The 24,568-nt window shown below is 65.5% G+C and carries 18 protein-coding genes; 14 read left to right on the plus strand and 4 right to left on the minus strand.

Going from position 1 to position 24,568, the window contains the following annotated elements; genetic code table 11:
* Positions 1–70 precede the first annotated feature (70 nt).
* The 3 genes from PU630_RS01075 to PU630_RS01085 are packed head-to-tail and all read left to right on the plus strand — an operon-like array spanning position 71 to position 3,584.
* Positions 71–1,231: a glycosyltransferase family 4 protein gene (locus tag PU630_RS01075; protein ID WP_275278509.1), complete on the plus strand. Its 1,161-nt coding sequence runs from the start codon at positions 71–73 to the stop codon at positions 1,229–1,231.
* Entirely contained in the window at positions 1,228–2,406 is a 1,179-nt protein-coding gene (locus PU630_RS01080) for a glycosyltransferase family 4 protein (RefSeq protein ID WP_275278510.1), read from the plus strand. The genes PU630_RS01075 and PU630_RS01080 overlap by 4 nt, the downstream gene beginning before the upstream one ends.
* A 2-nt stretch (positions 2,407–2,408) precedes the next feature.
* Positions 2,409–3,584, plus strand: coding sequence for a glycosyltransferase family 4 protein (locus tag PU630_RS01085; RefSeq protein WP_275278511.1), 1,176 nt, complete (start codon positions 2,409–2,411; stop codon positions 3,582–3,584).
* Here PU630_RS01085 and PU630_RS01090 read toward each other — a convergent pair.
* On the minus strand, positions 3,526–5,091 hold the full coding sequence (locus PU630_RS01090) for an alpha/beta hydrolase family protein (RefSeq protein WP_275278512.1): 1,566 nt from the start codon (positions 5,089–5,091) through the stop codon (positions 3,526–3,528). The genes PU630_RS01085 and PU630_RS01090 overlap by 59 nt on opposite strands.
* Before the next feature lie 1,049 nt (positions 5,092–6,140).
* Here PU630_RS01090 and PU630_RS01095 point away from each other — a divergent pair.
* The 10 genes from PU630_RS01095 to PU630_RS01140 all read left to right on the plus strand — a co-directional run bounded on the left by PU630_RS01095 (position 6,141) and on the right by PU630_RS01140 (position 17,639).
* On the plus strand, positions 6,141–6,422 hold the full coding sequence (locus PU630_RS01095) for a PqqD family protein (protein WP_275278513.1): 282 nt from the start codon (positions 6,141–6,143) through the stop codon (positions 6,420–6,422).
* 765 nt (positions 6,423–7,187) lie between these two features.
* Complete coding sequence (locus tag PU630_RS01100) at positions 7,188–8,018, plus strand: glycosyltransferase family protein (protein ID WP_275278514.1); 831 nt, start codon at positions 7,188–7,190, stop codon at positions 8,016–8,018.
* 133 nt (positions 8,019–8,151) lie between these two features.
* Positions 8,152–9,255, plus strand: a complete 1,104-nt coding sequence (locus PU630_RS01105) for a glycosyltransferase family 4 protein (RefSeq protein ID WP_275278515.1) — start codon at positions 8,152–8,154, stop codon at positions 9,253–9,255.
* Positions 9,256–9,299: 44 nt separating this feature from the next.
* Entirely contained in the window at positions 9,300–10,652 is a 1,353-nt protein-coding gene (locus PU630_RS01110; RefSeq protein WP_275278516.1) for a hypothetical protein, read from the plus strand.
* 31 nt (positions 10,653–10,683) lie between these two features.
* The gene (locus PU630_RS01115) at positions 10,684–11,682 is read left to right on the plus strand and encodes a glycosyltransferase family 4 protein (RefSeq protein WP_275278517.1); all 999 of its coding nucleotides are present in this window, start codon (positions 10,684–10,686) and stop codon (positions 11,680–11,682) included.
* On the plus strand, positions 11,679–12,827 hold the full coding sequence (locus tag PU630_RS01120) for a glycosyltransferase (RefSeq protein WP_275278518.1): 1,149 nt from the start codon (positions 11,679–11,681) through the stop codon (positions 12,825–12,827). Before PU630_RS01115 ends, PU630_RS01120 begins: the two co-directional genes overlap by 4 nt.
* Before the next feature lie 57 nt (positions 12,828–12,884).
* Complete coding sequence (locus PU630_RS01125; RefSeq protein ID WP_275278519.1) at positions 12,885–14,846, plus strand: tyrosine-protein kinase domain-containing protein; 1,962 nt, start codon at positions 12,885–12,887, stop codon at positions 14,844–14,846.
* Positions 14,843–15,394 (plus strand): arsenate reductase/protein-tyrosine-phosphatase family protein, encoded by a 552-nt coding sequence (locus tag PU630_RS01130; RefSeq protein WP_275278520.1) that lies wholly within the window; start codon positions 14,843–14,845, stop codon positions 15,392–15,394. The genes PU630_RS01125 and PU630_RS01130 overlap by 4 nt, the downstream gene beginning before the upstream one ends.
* 71 nt (positions 15,395–15,465) lie before the next feature.
* A complete protein-coding gene (locus PU630_RS01135) occupies positions 15,466–16,551 on the plus strand; it encodes a GDP-mannose 4,6-dehydratase (RefSeq protein WP_275278521.1) in 1,086 nt (361 codons plus the stop codon).
* Positions 16,548–17,639: a glycosyltransferase gene (locus PU630_RS01140; protein ID WP_275278522.1), complete on the plus strand. Its 1,092-nt coding sequence runs from the start codon at positions 16,548–16,550 to the stop codon at positions 17,637–17,639. Before PU630_RS01135 ends, PU630_RS01140 begins: the two co-directional genes overlap by 4 nt.
* Positions 17,640–17,759: 120 nt before the next feature.
* Here PU630_RS01140 and PU630_RS01145 read toward each other — a convergent pair whose 3' ends face one another.
* Complete coding sequence (locus PU630_RS01145) at positions 17,760–19,286, minus strand: sugar transferase (RefSeq protein ID WP_275278523.1); 1,527 nt, start codon at positions 19,284–19,286, stop codon at positions 17,760–17,762.
* Between the two features lie 268 nt (positions 19,287–19,554).
* On the minus strand, positions 19,555–20,763 hold the full coding sequence (locus PU630_RS01150; protein WP_275278524.1) for a glycosyltransferase: 1,209 nt from the start codon (positions 20,761–20,763) through the stop codon (positions 19,555–19,557).
* 46 nt (positions 20,764–20,809) lie between these two features.
* Between PU630_RS01150 and PU630_RS01155 the strand changes: the two genes are divergently transcribed.
* Positions 20,810–22,768 carry a glycosyltransferase gene (locus PU630_RS01155; RefSeq protein ID WP_275278525.1) on the plus strand — a complete coding sequence of 653 codons (1,959 nt, stop codon included), beginning with the start codon at positions 20,810–20,812 and terminating at the stop codon, positions 22,766–22,768.
* Here PU630_RS01155 and PU630_RS01160 read toward each other — a convergent pair.
* A complete protein-coding gene (locus PU630_RS01160; protein ID WP_275278526.1) occupies positions 22,742–24,496 on the minus strand; it encodes a DUF4012 domain-containing protein in 1,755 nt (584 codons plus the stop codon). The genes PU630_RS01155 and PU630_RS01160 overlap by 27 nt on opposite strands.
* Positions 24,497–24,568: the final 72 nt, after the last annotated feature.

Here is a 24,568-nt window from a genome sequence, read left to right on the forward strand (position 1 = left end):
ACCATCCCGCACTGCGCGTACGGCGAATCACGGTATGCATAATGATCCGGACGGTCTCGGAGGGCTCCTGATGCAAAAGAACGGCGTCGTTTTTCTCAACAACAGCAGAGAGACTTTCACCGCGGACCGAAGCGGTGCCATCGGAACCTGTATCTGGGAGCTGGTTCGTGTGGCGTCCTCCCGCGGCTTCACACCACACGTAATCACCCGAGACGGTCCAGGTGCGGCGTACCCGTGGCAGGATGTGACGCTGTTGCACGCGCCGACACCCGGGTCGGCGTTCGGCTCCCTCGTCCGGCGTGTACGCCGCCGTCTTGATGGCTGGGCTCGGCCGGATCAGCGCGCATACGCGAAGCAGTCCCTTGCTGTCCTTCGCGATCTCGCCGCAGGTCTGGTGATCGTGAACAATGACCCGGAGATCGCCATCTTTCTGCAGCGTAAGCTACCGCAGACCCGAGTTCTTCACTGGTTTCACAATCTGGAAACGACCGGTGATCGCTTCAAGCGTCTGATTATGCGAGAGTCAGGCCTCTCGTTGGCCGCAGTTAGTTCCTACCTGGCACGGGCAATTGAGAACGTCGACGAACTGACGCCATTCAGGGTCACAACGGTGCATAACGGGGTTGATGCACAACGCTTCAGAACAAGCAGAGAATATCGCTCCGGGAAGCTCCCCGTACTCGGTTTCTTGGGGCGGATCGCAGTGGAAAAGGGTGTCGACACGTTCCTGGAGTCGTGCCTCATACTCGCAGCCCGAAGCAATAGGTTCAGCGTTCAAGTCGTGGGCGACACGAACTGGGGGTACTCGCAGGAGAATCCCTATAGTCGGCGCTTGAACGAGCTCGTAGCCTCTCTAACTTCTGCGGGTATACACGTTCACCGGACTGGACACCTCTCTCGCGCCGAGGTGCCGGCCGCTCTCTCCGCCACGGACGTGCACGTCGTACCGTCTAGATGGGACGACCCTCTCCCACTGACTGTGCTCGAAGGCATGGCGGCAGGCTGTGCACTCGTGGCGACCGCGGTCGGAGGCATACCAGAGATGGTTTCGGACAGCGGGCGACTTGTGGAACGTGAGAACCCAGAGGCACTCGCCGCCGCACTCGAGCCTCTTATTCAGGATTCCACGCTTCGCGAAGAGCTTGGACAACGCGCACTCCAACGCGTCCAATCGTTCACGTGGGAAAGGACGCTGGACGGCCTCTTATCGGCGGGTGGACTCACGACATGATGAAACCAACGCACGAGCACAAATATGCGTTCATCCTTCCGGAGGACGAGCCGTATTCGGCATCCAAAGGCGGCGCAATCGCGACATTCACTCAAGCTATTGTGAAGGAACTTGCGTCACTCGGGAGTCTCGCCCTGATCGTAACACCCAGACTGGATGAGACGCCGTACGACGCGGGGGACCTACACGAACTCAAGTTGGTCGGTGGACCCCGCTCGCGTGTTCGGTGGTTAATGATACGCGCTCTCGGGCGCGTATTCCCCGGTCGCTTCGGGCGACGCGAGAGGTACGTTCGTGAAGTAGTCGAGTATGCCGGAGAGTTGAGCGAGCACACGACCATTGTCGTTGCGAACGACCCAGCGCTGGCGGCGAGCATCCGTGAGGCCTGCGCGAACCCGATAGTGATATGGCTTCACAATTACCTACGGGGAGCACAAGCGGAAGAACTGGGAGCACTGCCCTCGGCGACCCGCGTCGTCACCGTCAGCGAGTCTGTGCGCACGTGGACGCAGGAGCAATGCCATGTCGCTGCCGAACTCATCACCGTGATCTATAACGGCGTGGATCACGTGTCGTTCCGCCCGCCCCTCCAACGCCACGACAGCGAACGTCTCCGAGTGGCATTCTGCGGCCGCATCGACCCCAACAAGGGACAACTGCTCGGGGCTCAGGCGGTTCGCGCTGCGCAAGAAGGCGGGGCAACCGGCATCGAACTCACTGTGATCGGAGGCCTCCGTGCCTTCGATTCAAGCGAAGAGGCAGCCGCAGCGTATTACGCGGAACTGTGCCGAACCGTCGAGGCATGCAACGGAACGATGCTTGGACGAATACCCGCGACGTCGATGGCCGCCGCGCTCCGCGAGTTCGACGTAGCGCTCATCCTGCCGTTGGTGCCTGAGCCCTTTGGCCTCACGGCGGTCGAGGCTCTCGCGTCAGGTTGTGCCGTCATCGCAATTCCGACCGGTGGCGTAGCCGAGGTTGTAGGGGACGCCGCGTTGGCAGTCAGGCCAGAGCTGCATTCGATCGCTGATGCGCTGACCTCGCTCGCCACCTCGCGCGGACTCCTTGCCGAATTACAGTCACGCGCGCTCGTCCAGAGCCGGATATTCAGTTGGCGGCGAGCTGCAATTGCGCTCGAGAGTCTAACGTCCGCGCCGAGTCCCGAGGCGGAGTGATCGTGCGAATCGTGCTCGCAGCGAGTTCATACCACCCGCGGATCGGAGGCGTCGAGCAGCACGTGGCCTCCGTCGCGCATGCCCTGCGCCGACGTGGCCACACCGTCGCCGTCTGGGCCGTCGATCGGGGCGATGCCGAGGCGCATCGCGAAGACGGCATCGAGGTCCGCTATCTCCCAACCCCATTGCCAGCCAGATCTATGCGCTCGGCCGCCCGGTTTGCGGCGGCCGCTCCAGGCGCGCTTCGAGCATGGAATCGCGCGCTTCGCTCGGACCGACCGGACGTTATTGATATCCAATGTTTCGGGCCGAACGGGCCTTGGTCGCTCGCTGCCGCACGGATCCACAGCATCCCGGTCATCTATAGCAACCACGGTGAAACGTACATGGATGCCGACCACGTCTTTGCAAAATCAGCGCTGCTCAGACGCGCGCTACGGTTCGCCGTGCAACATACGAACGTCACGACGTGCTCGCCGCACGCGGGTCGGGACCTCGCGCAGTTCGGTGCGACTGCGCAGCCCACCGTCGTCGGCAATGGCATCCTTCTCGACATTCTTCGCGAGCCAGTGGAGCACCCACTTCCGCCGAGGTTCATCGCGGGAGTCGGCAGGCTTGTTGAGAACAAGGGTTTCGCGACGCTCATCCGAGCATTTGCGTTGGCGGTGTCCAAGAACTCGGTTGACGGCACGGAACTGGTGATCGCGGGCGAGGGACCGGAGTGGGAGAAGTTGCGTCAACTCGCGTCTGACCTGCATATCGCCGACCGTGTTCATCTCATCGGTCCTCTGCGTCAAGGGCAGGTCGCCACGCTGCTCGATCACGCCGTCGTGCAGGTAATACCCAGCCGGATCGAAGCTTTCGGCATCGTAGCGCTCGAAGGTTGGCGCTCTGCGACCCCCTTGATCGCAACTAACGGAGGCGGTATCGCGGACCTGATAGACGATGGGGTCGATGGCATCCTGTTCCCGCCTGACGACCCTGCATCGCTCACAGATGCGCTCATCAGAGTGCTCGACGATAAACCCCTGCGTGTGCGCCTGGCCGAGCGCGGTCATCAGAGAGTCAGTAGCGAGAGCTTCACTTGGAACCACATCGCCGAAGCCTACGAAGAGGTCTTCATCCACGCACTCCGCTCGTCGAATCCACGAGGCCGCCGCCTTCGGCGGAATTGGTGAGATCGCGGGCGTTCCCATAATTTTCCAATAGATGGGTCCGCACAAGTCTCTCCACATCGCACTGTGCCGCACGGTGATAGAGCGAGTGATCGAGCGTTCGAAGGCGTACAAACTCAAATGCATGGCGTCGCTGCAGCCGCGGGACGCCGAAACGTCGCCAGTAGATATCGTTGCCGAACTGCCAGATATCGCCCGGCCCGTAGATCGCCAAGACGTTGACGCCCGCGCGCGCCGCCTTGGCGAACGGGTCGAAGGGGGAACTCCGAACGTGAAGCTCTCGAACCGCGCGCGCCAAGCGTTGCCCGAGGCGCGGATTCCGTCTGCTGATGACGTCAATGATCTTCGGATCAGGTCGCCATGCACGGCGACGCTCGTTCCGCAGGTCCTTCAGACGCAGGCTATTCTCACGCAGGATGGCATTCAGCGCGACCACACCTCGCGGTGGGTGATCTGAAAGCGCTGCCTCGATCGCGACGTGCGCTCCCGAACACAGGCCCATAAAGACCACGCCCGGGGACTCCTCGGGAGATAACTCCTGGATGATCTCGGTTGCATCTTCCATCCACTGCGGTGCGAGGATGACGAGCCGATCTTGCCCCGGCCATACCCCACTGTCGCCGAGACCACTCAGGTCGATCCGGCAGCACCGGAACCCCAGCGCCGCCCATTGTCGGCTCCACTCGACCCACCTGCGCCCCGGCCCTATGTGCGTCTCGGCACCGTTGTTCAACATGACCAGCCACGGGCGGGATGAGGCTTCTGCCCGCATCTCCCCCACGGGCTCGGTGAATATTCCAAACAGCTGAGCGGTACCAAAGCTACGCGCGCGCTCCGCGGCGACGACGCGCCCTCCATCCGAGATCTCAATACTGTCGCGCCCTGACTGACAGTGAATCGCCGCGAGCACGTCATCCGCCACGGTGCACAGCCAGCGGCTGATGTCGACGAGTGCGTCCATCGGGATCTCTGAGCGTTCGGGAGACACTTCTAAGAGCTCAACCTGTCCGGCCACGGCAAGCGTCTCGCAATTGGACGACTCTGTTATCACACGGAGAAGCGCTTTCGAAAGTCCACTCTCCGTGGGATGCGCATACAACACGTGGTCGAGACCCGCCAGGTTCGGCATCAGCGATTCAAGCTGCAGCTGCCGCAGCTCTTCCGCCACAGCCGCGGGAAAAGCGTATCCCAGCGCGTCGACGCCGTCATACGTCGTATCGCTACTGCCGGCCATCGAGGCGGAGAGTAAGAGGTTCTGGCGACGAAGAAACTTGCGGCCGTCCGTGATCGGATCCCACAGCACAGCGGATCTAAGACCCAAGTCGGAGGCCGTCGCCGCAAGCAACGTGGCGCCCATCCTCACACCGACCGCGGAGACGTTTGTGCACCCCGCGAGCCGCACCTCGGCCACGGCGGACCTTATGCTGTTGGTCCAGGCATCGAGGCGACCAGGGTCCTCCCACTTTCCATAGGAATCACCGGTACCGTCGTAATCAAAACGGAGTGTCATGAAGCCGGCTGAACGTAGTGTCGCCGCAAGTATCCGCAGAACACCATGCGTCGCTCGGGCTTCCGTGGTGATGGGCGGGCACAACACAATGCCTCCCCGGGCTCGGTCCCCTTCCGGAACTCCCACCCACCCGAAGAGCGGCCGATCATTGGGGCCGAACCAGACCGCCCTCTCAGCGCTACCACGCAGGGCAGTGACTCCCGACTCTACGAGCTCCGCAGCCACAACCATCTTCGTCTCCGTCGTCGAATTCGCGTTCACTGTCGTGAATCACGCACCGGGATTTCTAGCGACGCCGCAACCGGGGAGCCGCCGCGCTTCCAGACTACCGCCCCGTTCCGACGCTCACGAAGCCGTACCGGGGCCGGACACGGTGAGCGAGCAGCAATTTTCTTCGGCGGGGCCGCTCTGCGGACAGGCTGGCGGCGCGGGCCAGCCGGGGCTCGTATGAGCGCCCCTGTCCTTGACGATCGGGCGATGCCGTCACAGAGCCTGGGCGCGGGGTGTGATCGCTGATAGGGAGCCGCCACATGAACGCTGGATCTGGCCTGGTGCATTGTTGCTTGATTCGGCCTTCGAAGCTGATCGCGAAGGTGTTCAGGGCGGACCTTTACAGGTCGCTCAGCGTTCCCGGCCACGCCCGGCCGGGTCAAACGAGCTGGCCACGAGGTAGAGGAATCGCCGCGGCATCGGTTGGGCCCATCGTGGGATACGTCCTGCACTATTCCGATCCCTCTGCGGACCCCTCGAACCTGGCTCCCGCCGCGCCCCTGGACGGGGTCGTGTAGACGGACTTCAGATTATGGGTGGTCTGACCCAACGTCGACGCGTTCGTCGGGCTCGTCGTCGGGAGGCGCGAGTGCTGGCCGCCGATATCGGCTGAGTCGGAAGCGGCTATTCGGCGGACCGCTCCTGAATGATGGACCCAGCCTCCGCGCCACGCTCGACAAGGTCAAGGCTCACGGTGACACGCTGTGGTAGCGGAGCGGCCCGCAACGTCCGACCGCCTCGCTCTGCACAAGGTAATCGCTGCGCCTATGATTCCAAACATGAGCAGGCGCCAAGGAGGACACATGAAGCTAAGGACAGATTCGTTGACTTGGCAGGAGATCGACGGGGAGCTCGTCGTCCTCGACCTCGCCGGCTCTGTGTATCTGACGGCGAACGGGAGCGGCACGTTCCTCACGAAGCTGCTCACTGAGGATCGGACAGAAAGAGAACTCGCATCCGCTCTCGCCGAAGAGTATGACTTGCCCGAATCCATCGCAGCACAAGACACTCGTGAATTCATCGCGCAACTCCGCAAGAAGAACCTCCTCATCACCGACTGACTCGGCACTGCGCGAACATGGCGTCGTGCAGTCGTGCAGTCGTGCGCTGCGACAGACCGCTGAGCCAGCTCTCCATCGCGCCGAGCACCGGTCGACGCGGATCGCAGAATCCGGCGCGAAACCGTCGACGGGAACCATGTGCGCGACAACTGTAATCGGGCACTCGCCAACACGGTCGACGGGCTCTCCCCGGGGGTTGATCCGGCGGAGCCAGGTTGTTGAGTCAGACTTCGGGTCGCGACGAGGATTCCTTGGTGGGCTGGTCGACAGCGTTCACGCCGTGTACGACCCAAACCCCTACACCAAGGGTATTTAGGCTCATGTTTCTTTGACGAGACCGGCGAACTGTTCAGCCGGTTGAAACCGCCGCCCTTGCTCACGTGTGGTAGTGAAATGCCAGGGCCTCCAAGGCGAACTCAGCTGCAACGCTCCCGAGGTAGAGGGCACGTACTACGCTGGCCACGTATCATCCTGGGTAGCACTGGCTGCGCGGGGAAACAGATCGGAACGAAACCCAGATGCTGAGCCGTTGATACGACAGCTCCGTCACAGTTGACACGCGACGTCCGTGTGGACGTATAGCCCGTTGCGCCGCGGGAGGGCGGAATGAGAATTCTCTTGGTCGGGCTCGGGTATCGCGGGTATGCCCCGCTTTATGCGTCGGCGCTGTCGCGCCTCGGACATCGCGTAGTTCTCTACGAGGGGACGGACCACCGCGCGCTTCGTGCTCGAATACACCGTGCCATGGGTGTTCGACTCCCTGGATTGCTCGGCATCGAGCGCGACCCGCTGAAACTTGGCCAGAACCGCTTCGCGAGGTGGTTTCGTCGTGCTGCGCCGAAGACAGACTTCGTTCTGTTTGTAAATTCCGCGAGTATCGCAACCGATGCAACCTTGGACATTATTCACGGTCAAGGCGCTGCAACGGGAGTGTGGCTCCTCGACGAGGTGGAGACCTTGCCGGTCAGCAGATTAGACTATCGCGCTTTCGGTTACCACGCGTCGTTCAGCGCTCACCAGGCCTCTCAGTTGGCGTCCGGGTGGGGGTGCGACGTGTCATACGTTCCTCAAGGGTACGCTCCGATTGGCTTCGTTTCGAGGGCTGCATCTTCCGGTCCGCTGCTGCTTGGGGCACCATATCCCAGCCGGCGTATGGCAGCGGAGGCGCTCGTCAACGCGGGGTTTTGTGTTGACCTTGTGGGGCACACGTGGGGCGAGTACATGGACGCGTCACCGTGCGTTCGATTGTTCGATGATGTGACGCTTTCAGAGTCGTTGGCTCTGTCGTCTGGGGGACGGATTTGTGTCAACGGCCACCGCACCTGCGTGGCTGGTGTGAGCCCGAGAGTGTTTGAGATCGCCGCGGCCGGCGGGGTACTCGTGGATGACAACCCAAAATCCGCTGACTTCTTTGAGCCAGGTGTCGAAATGATCACCTGGCGTGAAGCGGATGAAATACCGGACTGGGTGAGCAAACTCCATCGAGAACCTGAATTGGCTATTCGATTGTCGAAGAATGCTGCGAGGAGGGTGGTCAGCGAGCACATCATTGACTATAGGTTTGCGTCGTTATTGAGGAGCTGGGGCTATAAATGATTTGTCCGCGTGTCTCACCTCAGTGGTGGTGTCGCCATACCGTCTGGACCGAAGTCACGGAGACTCAGGTGGAAGCGCATTGATAACAATAACGCACGTGCCTATGGCGCTCTCGACACAAGGGTCGACGTTGATGGCCGTCGCTCAGAGTCTTATTGACGCGGGGGCTGGGGTCGGTATTGAGAGTTCCGCCATACTCAGCCACAACCGGGATGTCTCGGTGGAGAGGGCGGAGGCGGTCTATGTCGACTACACCACGAATTGTCCTCGTGAGTGGTTCTCGCGATGCGAGCTGGCGAGAGACGTTGTCGCCGGGCGGATAGGTCTATTGCGACCGAACTATGGACGACTCTACGACCCTGCAACCACCGCCGCGTTCGATCTTTCTGCTGACATGGTGTTGTTGTATGAAGGTCACTATGCGTCAGCGACACTACCTCGCTGGTCGCAAGTACGGCGCCGGTGCAAGGTCGTGCTGTATGTGCACAATCCGCTGTCACGTTCATATAGTCGACGCGAGTTGCGCCGTCTTCTGTCGCACGCTGACGCGGTCATCTTCTGTGCGGACCACTTGAGGGAGGACGTTGAAGAGCGCCTCGGCTCGCAATCGGTTACGAGACTGCTGACCATACACAACGGGGTTGGAGCGGAGTTCAGCCCGGCTTCTAGGGAGCCTGAGGAGGAATTTCGGATCGTATTTGCAGGGCGCCCCACGGCCGCGAAGGGTGTGCACCTCGTTCTGGAAGCGGTGAAGCTTGCGGAGCGCCGCATTGACCGACCGATGCATGTTCAGGTGATCGGCTCTGATTCATACGGCCATCGCGTAGGTGAGGTCACCTCGTTCGAACAAGACCTGCACTCTGTGGCAGGACGTCTCAAGACGCGGGTGGAGTTCTTACCCTTTATGCCAAAGACAGACCTTGCGGCGCACCTGCGCCGTGCCGACGTGGCTTGCCTGCCGTCGCAATGGGCGGAAGGCCTGCCGCTCTCGGCTCTCGAAGCGATGGCGAGCGGCGCAGCGGTCATCACGTCGGATTCGCCAGGGATGCTCGAAGCTGTCGGGGATGCTGGTCTGATTGCACCAGCTGGTGACCCCGCCGTGATTGCTGAGCATTTAGTCGCACTCGCGTCAACACCAGATGGATTGGAGGCTGCAAAGCACTCTGCCTTGCGCAGAGCCGAGCAGTTTTCATGGTCAAAAGCTGCTGCGGCCATGGCCCAGCTTGCAGTGGGCTGAGCGGTCGCGGTCGGTGGCGGCTCCCTTGGGCTTCTCCTAAGCTGATGAGTGTGTGGGGAACGCCGTGGGGCCGGCGGCGGCTTCCGGTGGAATGCGGCACCGTCATTTTGGTGCTCACTGTCACCGGTGCTGTCATGGGGATATTGAGTGCGACGCTGGGTGACGTCGCCTTCCTCATCGCGCTCGCCGTTGTCTGTGCGGCGTTGGCGTTGGTGGATCCTCCGCTCGTCGCCGTCGTCGCCTTGCCAGCGACGGTCTTGCAGTCGCGTGTGGGCGGCCTGTTGAGTGTTGCCGACCTGGTCTTGGCTCTCGCCGCTGCGGTCGTGCTCATTTTGGTCCGACCGCAAGGATTGAGGTCCATGCAGAGCTTGCTGTGGGCAGGCACCTTCTACCTCGCCTGCAGCCTGCCGTCGGTGGTTTTGAATCCGTTCTCATCCAACATCATCGAGTGGTTCCACGAGGTCGCACTCGTGCTCGGCAGCATGATCGTAGGCTTTGCCGTCGGGCGCACCGGGCGTGCGAGCCTCGCAGCCCGCCTCTACCTTCTTGCGTGCCTCGTGATCGCTGCCTGGGCCTCGGCGGTCGGCCTGATATACATTGCACAAGGGGCGCTGCAGCCGGTCGGTTTACCTGACCTCAACAAGAACACCATCGGCGGCATGCTCGGGTTTGCCATCGTGATGGTATACGCGAGACCGACGTGGTTACGGCTGCCATCGTGGATGACGTGGGGCACGATTCTGCTGTGCGGCGCGGGGATCTCCGCAGCACAGTCACGCCAGGCGATGGTGGGCGCGATTGCGGGAGTCTTCATCGTAAGCTTGCGTCGCCGGCCAGAGACCGGACGTTTTCCGAAGATCGTCTGGTTTGCCGCCGTGCCGGTGCTCTTCATCGTTCTCACGATGGTCAATGACCAGCTCGATTCGGGCAATCAATTCAACTCCAGTTATCAGCGGCTCAGCTGGTACGCCGAGACCATCAGGATTTGGCTGACGTCTTCCGTCTTCGGCGTCGGCCAACGCTGGTGGTACACGGGCCAGTTCGGCGAGGCCTTCCAGCCGCCGAACGCAGAACTGGAGGTGCTGAGTACCTTCGGTGTCGTCGGGCTCGGCGGGTTCCTCGTGATGTTCGCGGTTGCGATATGGGCGACATGGCGCATCAATCCCGTCTATGGAACTGTCGGCACGGCGATCATCGCCACGCGTTTCGTGCAGGCACAGTTCGATCTGTACTGGGTCGCGGGGCAGGCGTCGCTGCTGTGGATCATCGCAGGCATCTGCTACGGCGTCCTCGAACGTGACCGCGCACAGGGCACGGAGATTGTTCTTCCGGGGAGAGACTCGCGACATCGCCAACGGCGCATCCTGCCCCGTCCTGTGCCTCCACGATCTGTGTGAGAGGGAGAAAGCCATCCATATCGTTCAGGTGATGTGTTCCGACGCGTTCGCAGGCGTGGAGCGTTACGTCAGCGTACTCGCGCCCGCCCTGGTCGATCTCGGTGCCGACGTGACCGTGATCGGGGGCGCGGAAGAGCCGATGCGCGGGGCACTGGGAACGCGCGCACGCTTCATCCCGGCGCCGTCGGTTCGGTCGGCGCTGCGAGCATTGCGCAGCCTTCACGCACCCGACATCGTCAATACGCACATGAGCGAGGGCGACCTCGTCGGTCTGCTTTATGCGCGCCGGGGCGCGACGCGATTGGTGAGCACGCGGCACTTCGCCGCTCCCCGAGGAGGGTCTCCCGCGGTGCGCACGGCTTTCCGGGCAGCAAGGCGCCGGTTCGCCGCAGACATCGCCATCTCGGGCTTCGTGGCGGGCGAGGTTAGAGTACCCAGCGACGTGATCCTCACCGGGGTTCCCCCCGCCGAGGCTGCAGATACCGATCGTGAATCGTTCGTCTTGGTCGCGCAGCGGCTCGAATCTGAGAAGAACACCGCGCTGGCACTGCGCGCGTGGGCAGCGAGTGCGGGCCCGATGCGGGGGTGGACCTTGCGCGTCGCCGGGCAGGGGGCACTCCGTGGAGACCTTGAACGTCTCGCGAGCGATCTCGGTGTTCGCGGCAGTGTCGAGTTTCTCGGCTATCGCTCTGACGTTTCCGAACTCATGGATGCGGCCGGAGTGTTCTTGGCCAGCGCGCCGCTTGAACCGTACGGTTTGTCTGTGGTCGAGGCGATGGCGCACGGCCTGCCCGTGATCGCCGCCGGCGGGGGAGGACACCTCGAGACGGTCGGAGCCGCCGAGCATGCTGCACTCTTCGCGCCCGGCGATGTGCAGGGCGCCGCCGATGGCCTGACCGCGCTGATCGACGACGAGTCAGCCCGTCGTGCGTATGGCGAAGAACTGCGCGCGCTGCAGCAGCGCGAGTTCAGCGTGGAACGATGGGCGTGCCAGACCATGGACGTCTACCGAAGGGTGCTCGCTCGATGACCGACCTCGTCATCTTCTCGCTCGAGCCGTGGGATGCGGTCTGGCGCCGCAATCAGTACCTGATCGACGGGATGCTGCGACGCGACGCCGACTTGCGGGTGCTGTTCGTCGAACCGCCCCGCGACGTGCTCTACGAACTGCGCTCGGGCCGTGGCGCCCGCCGTGGCAGCGGCGTGCGCACCGTGGGCGGCTACGACGGGCGCCTGATCGCCTTCCAGCCGACGAAGTGGCTGCCCCGTACGGCCGGGCCGCTGGCCGACACTCTGTTGCGCTCCACGTTGCGGCGCGCGCTGCGCAAGGCGAACGTCACCCCCAACGCCCTGTGGGTCAACGACCCGAGCTGGGCGATGCTCGTCGCCCGCAGCGAGACACCCGCCCTGTACGACATGACGGACGACTGGCTCGAGGCGGACCGCCCGGCGCGGGAGCATGACCGCCTTGTCGCGAACGAACGCATCCTTATGAGCCGATGCGCGGCGGTCGTTGCCTGCTCGAGCGGACTCGAAGCGTCGCGCCGCGGCATCCGTCCCGACATTCGCCTCATTCCGAATGCCGTTGACGTTGCGCGGTACCGTCGGCCGGCCACGCGCCCGGCCGATCTCGCGCCGGGCGGCACGGCGGTGTACGTCGGCACCCTGCACGAGGACCGTCTCGACGTCGAGCTCGTCATCGAGACAGGCCAGCGGCTCGCAACGGTTGGAGCGACCTGCGTGCTGGTGGGCCCGAACGCGCTGTCGGCCGAGAACACGTCGAGGCTTCACGAGACGCCCGGCGTCGCTGTGCTGGGGCCGCGGCCATACGCGGAGATCCCCGCCTATCTGCAGCATGCCGACGTGCTCATCGTTCCGCACGTGGTCGACGAGTTCACCAACAGCCTCGATCCGCTCAAGCTGTACGAGTATCGCGCGGTGGGCCGGCCGATCGTGTCGACTCCCGTTGCGGGTTTCCGGGAGCGGAAGGATGCGGCAGGCCTCACGATCTGCGATCGAGACACTTTCAGCGAGAACGTGGTGACTGGCGTGGCGGCGCGCGCGGCGACCATGACGGTTGACGATGTGCCCGATTGGGCAGATCGAGTCGATGCCTACGCCGAGGTGCTGCGGATGGTCCGCGACCGCGGCGCTTCGGGGTCCATCCCCAGGTGACTGCGCGTGCTTGACGCTATTCTGTAGCGAGCACCAACGAGCGTCGACAGGGACCATGTGAGCATCCGGCAGATACTCGTCGCCCTGTGGCGACGCAAGTGGATCATCGTTGCGGTGACGCTTCTGGCAGCCGTGGTGGCCGCGGGCTACCTGTACCGCGTCACGCCGAACTACGAGTCCAATGTGACCGTGCGATTCAGCCCGACGATCACGAGCGCCGCAACGAGTGGGCAGCTCGGTGGTATCGCGGTCAGCGCCGACCCGACCATCATCACTTCACCCGATGTGCTCGACCCCGCCGCTGAACTCCTCGGCGAACCCAAGGGCTCGTTGTACGGCACCGTTACATACGCCCCGGCTACGACAAACGTGACGACGACAAGTACGTTGATAGATCTGACGGTCGCGGCGCCCGATTCCGCACTCGCACAGGTGCGGGCCAATGCGGTGGTCAAGAGTCTGAACACTTACCTCGACACGATGGTCTCGACCACGCTCGACCAGCTGAAGACGCGGTACACGCAAGTCGGTGATGAGGCGACCAAATACCGTAAGGCCCTGACCAAGAACCCCGACGATCCTGTCGCTCAGACCAACCTGGCGACGGCGACCACCACACTGAGTACGCTCAGCACGCAGGTCAGTGCGCTCGAGGTTGCGGGGCAGTCGGTCACGGTGACGTCGCCCGCGACAATCGGGTCGTCCACGAACCCGAAGCTGCCGGTCGTGGTCGCCCTTGCGCTGGTGTGTGGCCTTCTGGCCGGCGCGGGAGTCGCATTGGTGCGTGACCACTTCGACGACCGACTGCGCGACGATGACGGACTCGAAGAGCTCACCGACACACCGGTGCTCGGAACGCTGGCCAACGACCGTGCCGTCGCGCGCAAGCGCGAGAGGCTGCCCACCGCGTCGGTGCATCGCACGGCCTTGAGTGAAGGCATGCGCTCGCTGCGGACGAGTGTGCAGGTGCTGCTGCCCGAGGGCCGGGGTGTTGTGGCGATCACGAGTGTCGAGCCCGGGGATGGCAAGACATTCGTTTCGGCGAACCTCGCGCTCTCGTGGGCACGGTCGGGGCGCAAGGTGATTCTCGTCGGCGGCGACCTGCGTCGCGCCGAGCTGCCCCACTACTTCGAGTCGGCCGGCGAAGAGCCCGGCCTCGGCACACTCCTTGCCGACGCCGCCGATGCAAAGAAGGCCCTCAGCAACGCGCAGATCACCGGGGCCCTGCGGAGCACCCCGTACCGGGGGCTGCGGGTTCTGCCGGCCGGTGACCCGCGCCACTACGGCGAGCCCGCCGATCTACTGGCCAGCGCGCCCCTGGAGCGCGTCATCCGGGTGCTGGCGAAGAACGCTGACCTCGTCGTCATCGACACCCCACCGGCCCTTGCGCTGGCCGACGCCTCGGAACTGGCCGCCTACGCGGACGGAGTGATCGTGCTTGCGTCGGTCGGCCGCACGCGGAAAGAACTCGTCGTTGACACGGTCGACGCGTTGCGTGCGAATGGGTTGAATCTTCTCGGCCTCGTGGTCAACCGCTCGCGGCGCAAACTGCCGAAGTCGTACGGGTCGTACTACCTGCGTCAGACGGCCGACAAGCAGCGGCACGGTGCTGCGATCGCCGCCGCGCTGGTCGCCGAGTCGCACCGCGACGAGACGCAGGACGACGCGCATCCCACCTCAGCCGAGGTGCGAGACGCGGCGGCCGACGCGCGGTCGGTGGGTGAACGCAGGCGCCGACGCGGCGCTGGGCGCGGCGAAAGTCGTGCGCACGACGATGGCACCGGCGAAAGCCTCGAGGAGCCCGTCGCACCGGACAACACGGTCGACAGCGCCGACGAGCAGGGCAACACCCCGGAACCCATCGGGGTGTCCGACGACAGCTCTGACGTCGACCACGCGGATGCGCCAGACGACATCGTTGACGGTGAGGAGCGTACGGGCGACGCATTCGACAACGAAACTCCGGATGAGACGGAAGCCCGCGTCGACGAGCAGAGCCAGGCGAACAGCGAGCGATGACGTCATTCGCGCGGGTGCTGTTCGTATGCACGGCGAATGAGTGCCGTTCGCCGTTCGCCGAAGCGCTAGGGCGTCAGCAAGCAGGTGATCTGCCGATCATCTTCGAGTCGGCGGGCATCGATGCCTGGCGGCGCCCCACGCCCGATGTGGGACGGCTGCACGCCCACGAGCGAGGTATCGACCTTGATCATCACCTCAGCCGCACCGTGCCGTGGGACGACCTCGCCGTCTACGATGTGCTACTGCCCCTCACTCGTGCGCACGCACGCGAACTCCTGGCAGCAGACGCATCGGTGCGGTCCCGGCTGTTCACCGTGAAGCAGTTCGCGCGTTGGCTCGCCGACCACCGGCGTCCGCGCCGCGCCGCTGTCGGGCCCTGGCTCGACGCTGTCGCCGCCGACCGGTCGCGGGCCGAGTTGCTCGGTGCGTCTGTCGCCGATGACGTCGCCGACCCGATCGGTCGCCCCATCGAAGAGTGGCGGGCGATGAGCGCCGAACTCGACTCGGCGCTCTCGGCGATTCTGGTCGGTTTGTTTCCGCCCCGCTGAAACGTCCCTGGCGGCCAGGCGCTTCGAGGGTCTAGTGTGGGCACGTTCGCCACTGGGGAGAAGGCAGCGTGATGTCGGTGACGAAGATGATGCCACCTGCGGGGAGACGTACGGCGTTGCTGACCGGGATCACCGGTCAAGACGCGGGCCACCTCGCGCAGCACTTGCATGCCGAGGGGTATGCCGTCTGGGGCATGATCCGCGGGCAGAACAATCCGCGGCGGGCGGAGGTCGAGCGTGACCTGCCGTTCGTGCACATCATCGAGGGCGACGTCCTCGATCTCGGTTCGGTTGCACGCGCCATCAACCTCGCCGACGCCGATGAGCTCTACAACTTCGCCGCGATCAGCCACGTCGGCTATTCGTTCACCCACCCGTCCGTGACGATGGATGTCACGGGTAAGGGCGTCTTGAACGTTCTCGAGGCCGTGCGCCTCACCGGCCGAGAAGACCGCACCCGCGTCTATCAGGCATCCACTTCGGAGATGTTTGGAGGGGTGGACGGTGAGATGCCCCGCACCGGCTACAACGAATCCTCGCCGCTGCACCCGCGCAGCCCCTATGGTGCCGCGAAGGCCTATGGCCACTGGATCGCCCGCAACTACCGTGAAAGCTACGGCATGTTTGTCGTGTGCGGCATCCTCTTCAACCACGAGGGCGAGCGCCGCGGCACCGAATTCGTCACGCGCAAGATCAGCCGCGCGGTTGCCCGCATCAGTCTCGGGCTGCAAGAAGACCTGCACCTCGGCGCACTCTGGCCGCGGCGCGACTGGGGGTACGCCGGGGACTACGTGCGCGGCATCCACCTGATGATGCAACGAGACGAGCCCGAAGACTTCGTCCTCGCCACCGGCATGACCCACTCGGTGCAGGACTTCGTCGAGCAGGCATTCGCCGAGGTCGGTATCGACGACTGGCGCTCGTACGTCGCCTACGACCGCACATTCGAGCGCGCGGCCGAAGTCGGGCACCTGTTCGGTGACGCGAGCAAGGCGCATGAAGTGCTCGGTTGGCGGCCGGAGGTCGACTTCAAGGGACTCGTACGCCGCATGGTCTCGCACGATCTCGAACTGGCACGCGCCGAGGCTGTCGCGCCCGCCACCCTGTCGGTCACGATCGACGCTCCCGCCGAGATCGCCACGCCGGGCGTGGCATGACCGGACTCATCGTCCATGAGTGGCTCGAGGCCATGGGCGGGGCCGAACGCGTCGTCGACGCCTGGGCGGCAGAGTTCGCCGACGCGCCGTTCGTGGTGCCCTGGGATGACCGCCCCGACCGCTGGGCGCCCGGGCGCGAGCAACAGGCCTGGCTCGCTCGCACCCCGCTGCGGCGGCACAAGGCGCTCAGCATGCCGTTTCTGCTCTCGTGGTGGCGGCACCTGCCGGTGAGTGCCGATCCCGATTGGATGCTGTGCGGCTCGCACCTGTTCGCCCATCACGCGCGGCTGCGGGGGCGCGACGTGCCGAAGTACGTCTATACGTACAGTCCTGCCCGGTACATCTGGAGTCCTGAGATCGATGAGCGCGGAAGCAGCGCCGCCGCCCGCGCGCTGGCCGCTCCGTTGCAGCGCATCGACCGCCGGCGCGCTCAGGAAGCTGTGAAGGTCGCCGCTGTCAGCCGCCATATCGCCGAACGCGTCGAGCGCTGCTGGGGGCGCGAGAGCACGGTCATCCACCCGCCCGTCGACGTGCGCAGCTACCCCGGCAGCGACGGCGAGCTCACGGATGACGAGCTCGCCGCTGTCATGGCGCTGCCGCGTGATTTCGTGCTCGGCGCCTCGCGTTTCGTGCCGTACAAGCGGCTCGATGTCGCAATCGCGGCTGGTGCGGCCGCTGACCTGCCCGTTGTGCTGGCTGGCAGCGGTCCCGACCGGGCACGCCTCGCGGCCCTGGCTGAGAAGCAGGCCCGCCGCGTGACGTTCATCGACCGCCCGTCGGATGCGATGCTGCGGGCGCTCTACCGCCGCGCACTTGTGTATGTCTTCGCCCCGGTGGAAGACTTCGGCATCATGCCCGTCGAGGCGATGGCGGCGGGTACGCCCGTCGTCGGCAATGCCGTCGGCGGAGCGACCGAAACCGTCGTCGCCGGTATCACCGGCGCGTTACTGCACGGCGTCGACGCACACGCGCTGCGCGAGGCGGTGGATGCCGCGGCCCGCTGCGCGCCGGATGCCTGCCGCGCCCGCGCCGCGGAATTCGACGGCGCCGCCTTCGGGACGCGCGTCAGGGAGTGGATGGGCGTGTGAGGCCCGGCCGGTCATCCCGAAGACAGGGTGACCGACGACCTCATCCCCTTGCGAGACGCGAATTGGTGGGGATGCCCTCGCGGCTCGGGGGTTGCGCCCAGATCTGCGCGCGCGATCGCATCAATACGATCCGCTGGGGCGAACCATTGCGGCCGCCGTACGACAGATGAGCAGGAGGTCGCCGGTCACCGACCAGTTCTCGACGTAACGCAAGTCGAGACGTACACTCTCCTCCCAGCAGAGATCGCTCCGACCGTTCACCTGCCAGAGGCCGGTGATGCCGGGGCGAATGTACAGCCGGCGGAAGACCTTGCCGTCGTATGCCGTCACCTCTGACGGCAGCGGCGGACGTGGCCCCACGATGCTCATGTCGCCCTTGAGGACGTTCCAGAACTGGGGGAGCTCGTCGAGGGAGAAGCGGCGGAGGATGCCCCCGACCCGCGTGATGCGCGGGTCGGCCTTCATCTTGAACAGAGGGCCGGCGCCGTCGTTCTGCTCGAGCAGCTCGGCCTTGCGTTCTTCAGCGTCGGCCGCCATCGAACGGAACTTGACCATGCGAAACGTCTGGCCGTCACGGCCCACCCGCTCCTGCCGGAAGAACACCGCACCTCTGCTGTCGAACTTGATCGCGAGTGCGATGAACGGGGTGGCGATGCCGATCACGAGGAGCGCGAGCGACGACAAGATGATGTCGGTGGCGCGTTTGACGAGGTATCGGGTGCCCTCGAAGGTGGGGATGGTGACCCGCACCAGCGGCATGCCCTCGAGCTGGTGGAGTGACATGCGCGGGCCGGCGATGTCGGTGAGGGGGCTGGAGAGCACGAGTTCTGCGGCGGTGCCCTCAAGCTGCCAGCTGAGCTGCTTGAGGTACTCGGGGTCATCGGGTGTGCTCGCGACGATCACGGTGTCGGCGCCGATCTGTTGCGCGGTGCGCGCGACAGTGTTGTACGAGCCCAGGGCCGGGATGGCGCGGCCGCCGACGACGACCGTGCGTGCGCCGTCATCGTCGAGAGTCACCCCGACCACGTGATATCCCGCCACATCGTGCGTCTGCACCGATTCGGTGACGTGCTCGACGTCGCGACGACGTCCGACGACGAGTGCACGGGGAAGAAAGGCGCCTAGCTGCCGCTGGCGCACCAGCCAATGCCGCCACGCCCAGCGCCCGACCAGCAACGCGGGGATCCCCACCGGCAGCCCCACAAGCAGCTGCGTGCGCAGCCCCTGCGATTGCAGGAGGAGGAAGCCGATCGCCAGCACACCAAATGCCATGCCGGTCGCATGAACGACCCGCCGGTACTCGGTCGTGCCGTGACCGATCGTCTGCTCTGCGCGGGTCTGGAAGAGCACGAGCATGAGCAACCAGATGACGCACGTGATGACGTGGACCCGCAAGTACTGCCACGACGCGTCACGCGGATCGATGCCAGCGACGCCGGCGAGCTGGACCAGCGCGCCGATGCTCGTCACCATCAGCACAATGGCGATGTCGGTGAGCAGCACGCGCGCGCGGTAACGGCGCAACCAGCTCTGCCGGTGCTCGAGCGCAGGTGCACTGCGTGGAGTGACTGTGTGTCGCGGCAGGACGACGCTCAAGTGCGGCGCAGCGATAGGCGGCGCCGTGGCGCGGTCGATGACCGCTGTCATCTGTGAGACAGATGACGTGATCGTGCCGAACTGCGGCGCCCCAGCGCCGACAGCCTCTCCCAAAGAGGCATGCAACATAGCCGTTCCCCAGTGTTCCCCAGAAGCGACGCAAGCGCCGCACACTTTCCTTCACAGACCCGCACTGCCACTCCCCAGCGGTGGTGCGGTTTGGATGTCTCTGAAGGTTTGCGCTTACTCTATCTCGCTCCCGTGATAAGGGGAAGACCGGATGGCGCGTGTGACGTCATCGAGTAGCGGTGAGCAGCTGTCAGCGCAGTGCTCGGCGCCAGGCGTCCTGTACCGTCCGGGCGGTGTTGGCGATGTCGAATCGCTCCCGTGACATCGCCCGGGCGCGTGCGGCTGTATCGCCCGCTTCGCCGGGATGGTCCGCGATGTAGCGCATCGCGAGGGCGAGAGCCGCGGCATCCCCCGGTCTCACCAGCAGCCCGAACGGCGTCTGAGTCACGCCATCGGCGACAGGAGCGGCCACGCCGTCGGGATCCACGATCTCAGGTACGCCGCCCGCCGCGGTGGCGATGACGGGGATGCCGGCGAGCATGCCTTCCACCACGACCTGGCCGAACGGCTCGGGTACGGGCGACGCGTGTACGAGCGCGGTCAGCGTCTGCAGCGCCTCGGCCGGATCGTCGACCCATCCGGCGAAGGTCACCGCGTCGGCGACTCCGAGTACGGCCGGCAGCGCGCGCACCTCTTCGGCGAACGCGTGGTCGTTGAACATCGCGTCGCCGAGCACGACGAAGCGGGCCTCGGGGGCGTTCTCCGCGATGATCGCCGCCGCCTGGATGAACTCGCGCTGCCCCTTCGTCGGGGCGATCCTGCCGAGCAGACCGAACGTCGGTGTCTTCGGCGGCCGTGGAGGAAGGGGGGTGGATGCCGGTGCTGCCGGATACGCGACGACCACCCGGTCGTCGGGCAGGGCGGGCAGCGTGCGCCGCGTCGCCACCGAGTTCGCGACGACGACCCGGGGCCCCATCCGTGCGAGGATGCGCAGCGCACTCACCAGGGGCGCCGGCAGGTAGTCGGCCGCGATGCGGTCGTGCAGGTGCCACACCCAGCGGCGTCCGGCCAGGGGAGCCGCAAATGCCGTGATGACCGCGGCCTTGAGCGTGTTGGCCACGACGAGGTCGGCGCCGGATCCACGGATCGCCCGTGCCACCCGTGGCACCAGGAGCATCGTGCGGCCTGCATTGCCGGCAAGCTGCAGGAGCGAAGAGGCCGCCTTGTCACGCCCCGCCTCGGTGAGCGCGCGCGAAGCAGGGAGCACGGCTGTGGGGATGGATGCCGCGCCCAACCGCTCGACGAGCGGGCCGTCGGCGAGCACGAGCACGCGGAGATCGTACTCGTCGCGGTCGATCTCTTCGAGCAGACGGGCCAGCGCGACTTCGCCGCCCGCGAGTCCGGCCGTGTGGTCGACGGCCAGGACACGGACGGGGGTGTTGTCGGGCCGTCGGCGCATGGGTCTATTGTGGTGCCTGTCGTTGTGGGGACGAGAACGGGGAACCATGCGCGTGCTTCGGATCGCCCATCACGCCGTCGTATCGGCGTGGCGAGAACGTGAGCGTCGGCTGATAAATCAGGGTGTGGACGTCACCCTGATCTCGGCCGCGGTCTGGAATGAGGGCGGCCGGGATGTCGCGCTCGAGGCCGAAGAAGACGGATTCGTGCGTGCTGCACGCACGGTGGGGCGGCACCCCAGCGTTTTCGTCTGCGACCCGCGCCCGATCTGGCGCGCCATCGGGGAGAAGCCCGACCTCATCGACCTGCACGAAGAGCCCAACGCGATGATCACCGCCGAGACGCTCCTCATCCGGTGGCTGCGACGCTGCCGCGCGCCGTACGTGCTCTACTCAGCCCAGAACATCGCCAAGCGGTACCCCATACCGTTCCGCTGGATCGAGCGGGTCTCGCTGCGCGGGGCTGCGGCGGTCTACGTGTGCAACAACGAAGCGGGCCGCATTCTGCACGAGAAGGGCCTGCGGGCGCCTGCCGTGCTGATTCCGCTCGGCGTCGACACCGCCGTGTTCGCACCCGCTGAACGGGCGGCGCCGCACACCGAACCGGTCGTCGGCTATATCGGTCGGCTCCAGGCCCACAAAGGTGTCGACGTGCTGCTGAGGGCCGCGGCATCCCGCCCCCACTGGCAGCTGCGCATCACCGGTGACGGTCCGCAACGGGCAGAGCTGGAGGCGCTGGCGCGCACCCTCGGCATCGCCGACCGCGTGCGCTTTCTCGGCTTCACGACCGATGAAGACCTCGCCTCGCGCTATCGCGAACTCGATGTTCTCGCGGTGCCTTCGCTGCCCACGACAAGCTGGCTCGAGCAGTTCTGCCGTGTCGCCGTCGAGGCGATGGCGTCGGGCGTTCCGGTCGTCGCCAGCGACACGGGAGCGATCCCCGATGTGGTGGGCGACTCGGGCATTCTGGTGCCCCCGGGGGATGCCGCCGCGCTCGTGCGCGCGATCGATGAAACTCTGAGCCCGGAACGCTGGACGCAGTTGCGCGAGCGGGGGCTCGCCCGTGCCCCGCAGTTCGCGTGGGATGCCGTTGCCGCCGCGCAGCGCGAGATGTACGCCGAGGTGCTCGGCGAGACGGGAAATGCGTACGCACCCGATGTTCTCGTCGTCGCATACGGTTCGCCGGACGGGCTCGATGAGAGCCTGGCGGCGCTGAGTGGCCGGCTGCCGATCACGGTCGTCGACAACTCCTCGCTGCCGGAGACTCAAGATGTCGCCAACCGGCATGGCGCGCGCTACATCGACGCCGGCGGCAACCGTGGGTTCGCGGGTGGGGTGAATATCGGTCTGCGCGCGCTCGCCGACGCAGGCCAGGGTGACCGCGATGTGCTGCTGCTCAATCCCGATGCCCGCATTGACGCCGACGCCGTCGCGGTGATGCAACGTGCGTTGCACGTGCATCCGCGGGTCGCAGCCGTCGGCGCCACCCAGACCGAGCCGGATTCGGGCGCCCGCGTGCGCGTCTGGTGGCCGTTTCCGAGCCCGTGGGGGGCGTGGCTGGAGGCGGTTGGCCTAGGACCGCTGAACCGGGCGAAGGGCTTCGCGATCGGGTCGGCGCTGCTGCTGAATGCGCGAGCGATCGCCGAGCTGGGTGGACTTGACGAGCGCTTCTTCCTCTATGCGGAGGAGACCGATTGGCAGTACCGCGCGCGCCGACACGGCTGGAGCATCCGAGTCGCCGAAGTCAGTGCCACGCACGAGGGCGCCGGCACCGGCGGCGACCCGTCGATACGCGAGGGGCACTTCTACGCGAGCGGCGAGCTGTATATCCGCAAGCACTACGGAACGCTCGGTTGGCAGGTGTTCCGAGCGGCAGGCGTGTGCAACGCCGCGGTGCGATCGCTCCTGCTGCGGGGCGCGCGCGGGGCGGCCGCGCGGCGGCGGCTGAGGCTGTTCGTGGCGGGGCCGGTCGCGGCGCGGTCAGCCGCAGACGACCTTCCCCGTTGACACAGTGGGTGCCGTCATCATCGGCGTGTGCAACAGCACCGGCGAGACGGCGCCGGTGTGTGCGGCGGTGAACCGGAACGTGACGGTCTTGTGCTCGCCGGGCTTGAGCACCACCGTCGTCGCGCTCGTCGGGAAGCCGAAGTCCTCGACGTTGACCGACCTGGTGTCTTTGCCCTGCAGCTGCACGCCCGCGAAGAACGTACCGCGAGGTGCTGCGACGGAAACGATCGTGCTGATGTCGCCGGCCGGCGTGCCGCTCAGACCCCATCCTGTCATCGGGCCGGGCAGCGACGTGCCGGCGTCGGCGGGCGCGGCGCTCTCCAGCCGTACGGTGATGAGTACGTCGCGGTGGTCGTCGGGGCGACACTCCGCACTGCCGATCGTCATCGAGGTACGCAGGAAGCTGTCCATTTTGCTGCCGGTGGCGTCGTTGAAGTACACCGCGTAGGCGTCGCGGCCAGCGGCCACGTGCCGTGAAGTCGAGCCGCCCAAGGCGCTGACACTCAACACCTTCTGCTCATCGGCGCGAGCGCTGAACGCCGAGATGCGACCGTCGGTCAGCGGCTGCTGAAGCGCCTTCGCCAGCGCGACCGGATCGGCGCTGCCATCGGTCAAGCGCGTGAACACCGCGGTGGCCGCGGCCTCGAAGAAGGGATCCTGCTGGTCTTCGTCGAGGTTCAGGTAGGCGTTGACGAGAAGCTCCTGCACCGCGTTGTCGGCGTTCAGCGTCGTGCCGGAGACCGTCACCGGTCCGGTTGCCTGCAGCAGGGACGCGAGGACGACGGGATCGATCGACAGCACGACATCGGGCGTCTCGCCGGTGTGCAGCTTCCACCACGCGGTGGCGAGATCGGCCGTGACGGCGAAGTCGGCCGGCATCGTCGTGTTCTGCACGTGGGTGGCGATGACGTCGCCGTACAGCTTCGAGGTCGAGGCGGGAACGTCAGCCACCGGCTTCTTCGGCTCGGGGAACACGGCATCGCTCGCGACCTTCTTCAGCGTGATGTGCCCGTCGTCGGCGGTCAGCTCGACGAAGGACCCGCTGATGCCGCCCGCCGTGCGCAGCTCGGCGTTGTTCTGCACGATCATGAGGATGTGTCGCGTTGCGTCGGCACCGAGCAGGCCGGGCGCGATGTGCGCGACCGGTGCGATGCCGTGGACGATCGGCGCCACCTGGCCGGTGATCTTCTGCAGCTGCCGGGCGCCGTCGCCGACGGCGGGCAACGTCGCATCGAGGTCGAGGGCGGCGAACTCGCGCTGACCGGCCTGCAACGCGGCATCCACTCCCTGCAATGTCGTCGCGACGCTCTGCAGTGTGGGTACCGCGATGCCGCCCTTGCCGTCGCCGAGATGCGGAAGGTCCTTCATCAGCGGCAGCGCCAGATCGTTCACGAGCACGTTCAGCTGCGACGACGAAACCCGGGCGGCGGCGAGGTTGGGACCGAGTACCGGAACGACCTCGGTCGCACGCCAGATCGGGTCGGAGGTCAGAGCGTCGGCACGTTCGACGTGCGGCGCCACGTCTTCGGCAACCACCGCGAGCTTGTCGAGGTCGCCGTCACTGACGGCTTGCCGCATTTCGTCGATGTGAGCGGTGACCTCGTCGATCTCGCCCTTGGCCATGATCGCGCGCACGCCGACCCAGGCGAGAGCGGCGAGCATCACGACGACGGCCGCGATCAAGCCCAGAACGAGCCAACGTGCGCGCACAGTGCGGACCACCGGCATCCCCAATCCCACTCCCGGCGCGACCCCACTCGCTCTGCAGAAGTGCGTTCGAAGTCTATCGACGCCGTCCGT

Origin of the sequence: Microbacterium horticulturae (genome assembly GCF_029094505.1) — a bacterium.
In the GTDB taxonomy this organism is placed as follows: Bacteria; Actinomycetota; Actinomycetes; order Actinomycetales; family Microbacteriaceae; genus Microbacterium; species Microbacterium horticulturae.

What these genes read in the sequence shown, in the direction of transcription:
- PU630_RS01075 (WP_275278509.1), top strand. Translation starts at nt 71, where the DNA reads ATGCAAAAGAACGGCGTCGTTTTTCTCAACAACAGCAGAGAGACTTTC.
- PU630_RS01080 (WP_275278510.1), top strand. Translation starts at nt 1,228, where the DNA reads ATGATGAAACCAACGCACGAGCACAAATATGCGTTCATCCTTCCGGAG.
- PU630_RS01090 (WP_275278512.1), bottom strand. Translation starts at nt 5,091, where the DNA reads ATGACACTCCGTTTTGATTACGACGGTACCGGTGATTCCTATGGAAAG.
- PU630_RS01095 (WP_275278513.1), top strand. Translation starts at nt 6,141, where the DNA reads ATGAGCAGGCGCCAAGGAGGACACATGAAGCTAAGGACAGATTCGTTG.
- PU630_RS01105 (WP_275278515.1), top strand. Translation starts at nt 8,152, where the DNA reads ATGGCCGTCGCTCAGAGTCTTATTGACGCGGGGGCTGGGGTCGGTATT.
- PU630_RS01110 (WP_275278516.1), top strand. Translation starts at nt 9,300, where the DNA reads ATGAGTGTGTGGGGAACGCCGTGGGGCCGGCGGCGGCTTCCGGTGGAA.
- PU630_RS01115 (WP_275278517.1), top strand. Translation starts at nt 10,684, where the DNA reads ATGTGTTCCGACGCGTTCGCAGGCGTGGAGCGTTACGTCAGCGTACTC.
- PU630_RS01120 (WP_275278518.1), top strand. Translation starts at nt 11,679, where the DNA reads ATGACCGACCTCGTCATCTTCTCGCTCGAGCCGTGGGATGCGGTCTGG.
- PU630_RS01130 (WP_275278520.1), top strand. Translation starts at nt 14,843, where the DNA reads ATGACGTCATTCGCGCGGGTGCTGTTCGTATGCACGGCGAATGAGTGC.
- PU630_RS01135 (WP_275278521.1), top strand. Translation starts at nt 15,466, where the DNA reads ATGTCGGTGACGAAGATGATGCCACCTGCGGGGAGACGTACGGCGTTG.
- PU630_RS01140 (WP_275278522.1), top strand. Translation starts at nt 16,548, where the DNA reads ATGACCGGACTCATCGTCCATGAGTGGCTCGAGGCCATGGGCGGGGCC.
- PU630_RS01145 (WP_275278523.1), bottom strand. Translation starts at nt 19,286, where the DNA reads ATGACAGCGGTCATCGACCGCGCCACGGCGCCGCCTATCGCTGCGCCG.
- PU630_RS01150 (WP_275278524.1), bottom strand. Translation starts at nt 20,763, where the DNA reads ATGCGCCGACGGCCCGACAACACCCCCGTCCGTGTCCTGGCCGTCGAC.
- PU630_RS01155 (WP_275278525.1), top strand. Translation starts at nt 20,810, where the DNA reads ATGCGCGTGCTTCGGATCGCCCATCACGCCGTCGTATCGGCGTGGCGA.
- PU630_RS01160 (WP_275278526.1), bottom strand. Translation starts at nt 24,496, where the DNA reads ATGCCGGTGGTCCGCACTGTGCGCGCACGTTGGCTCGTTCTGGGCTTG.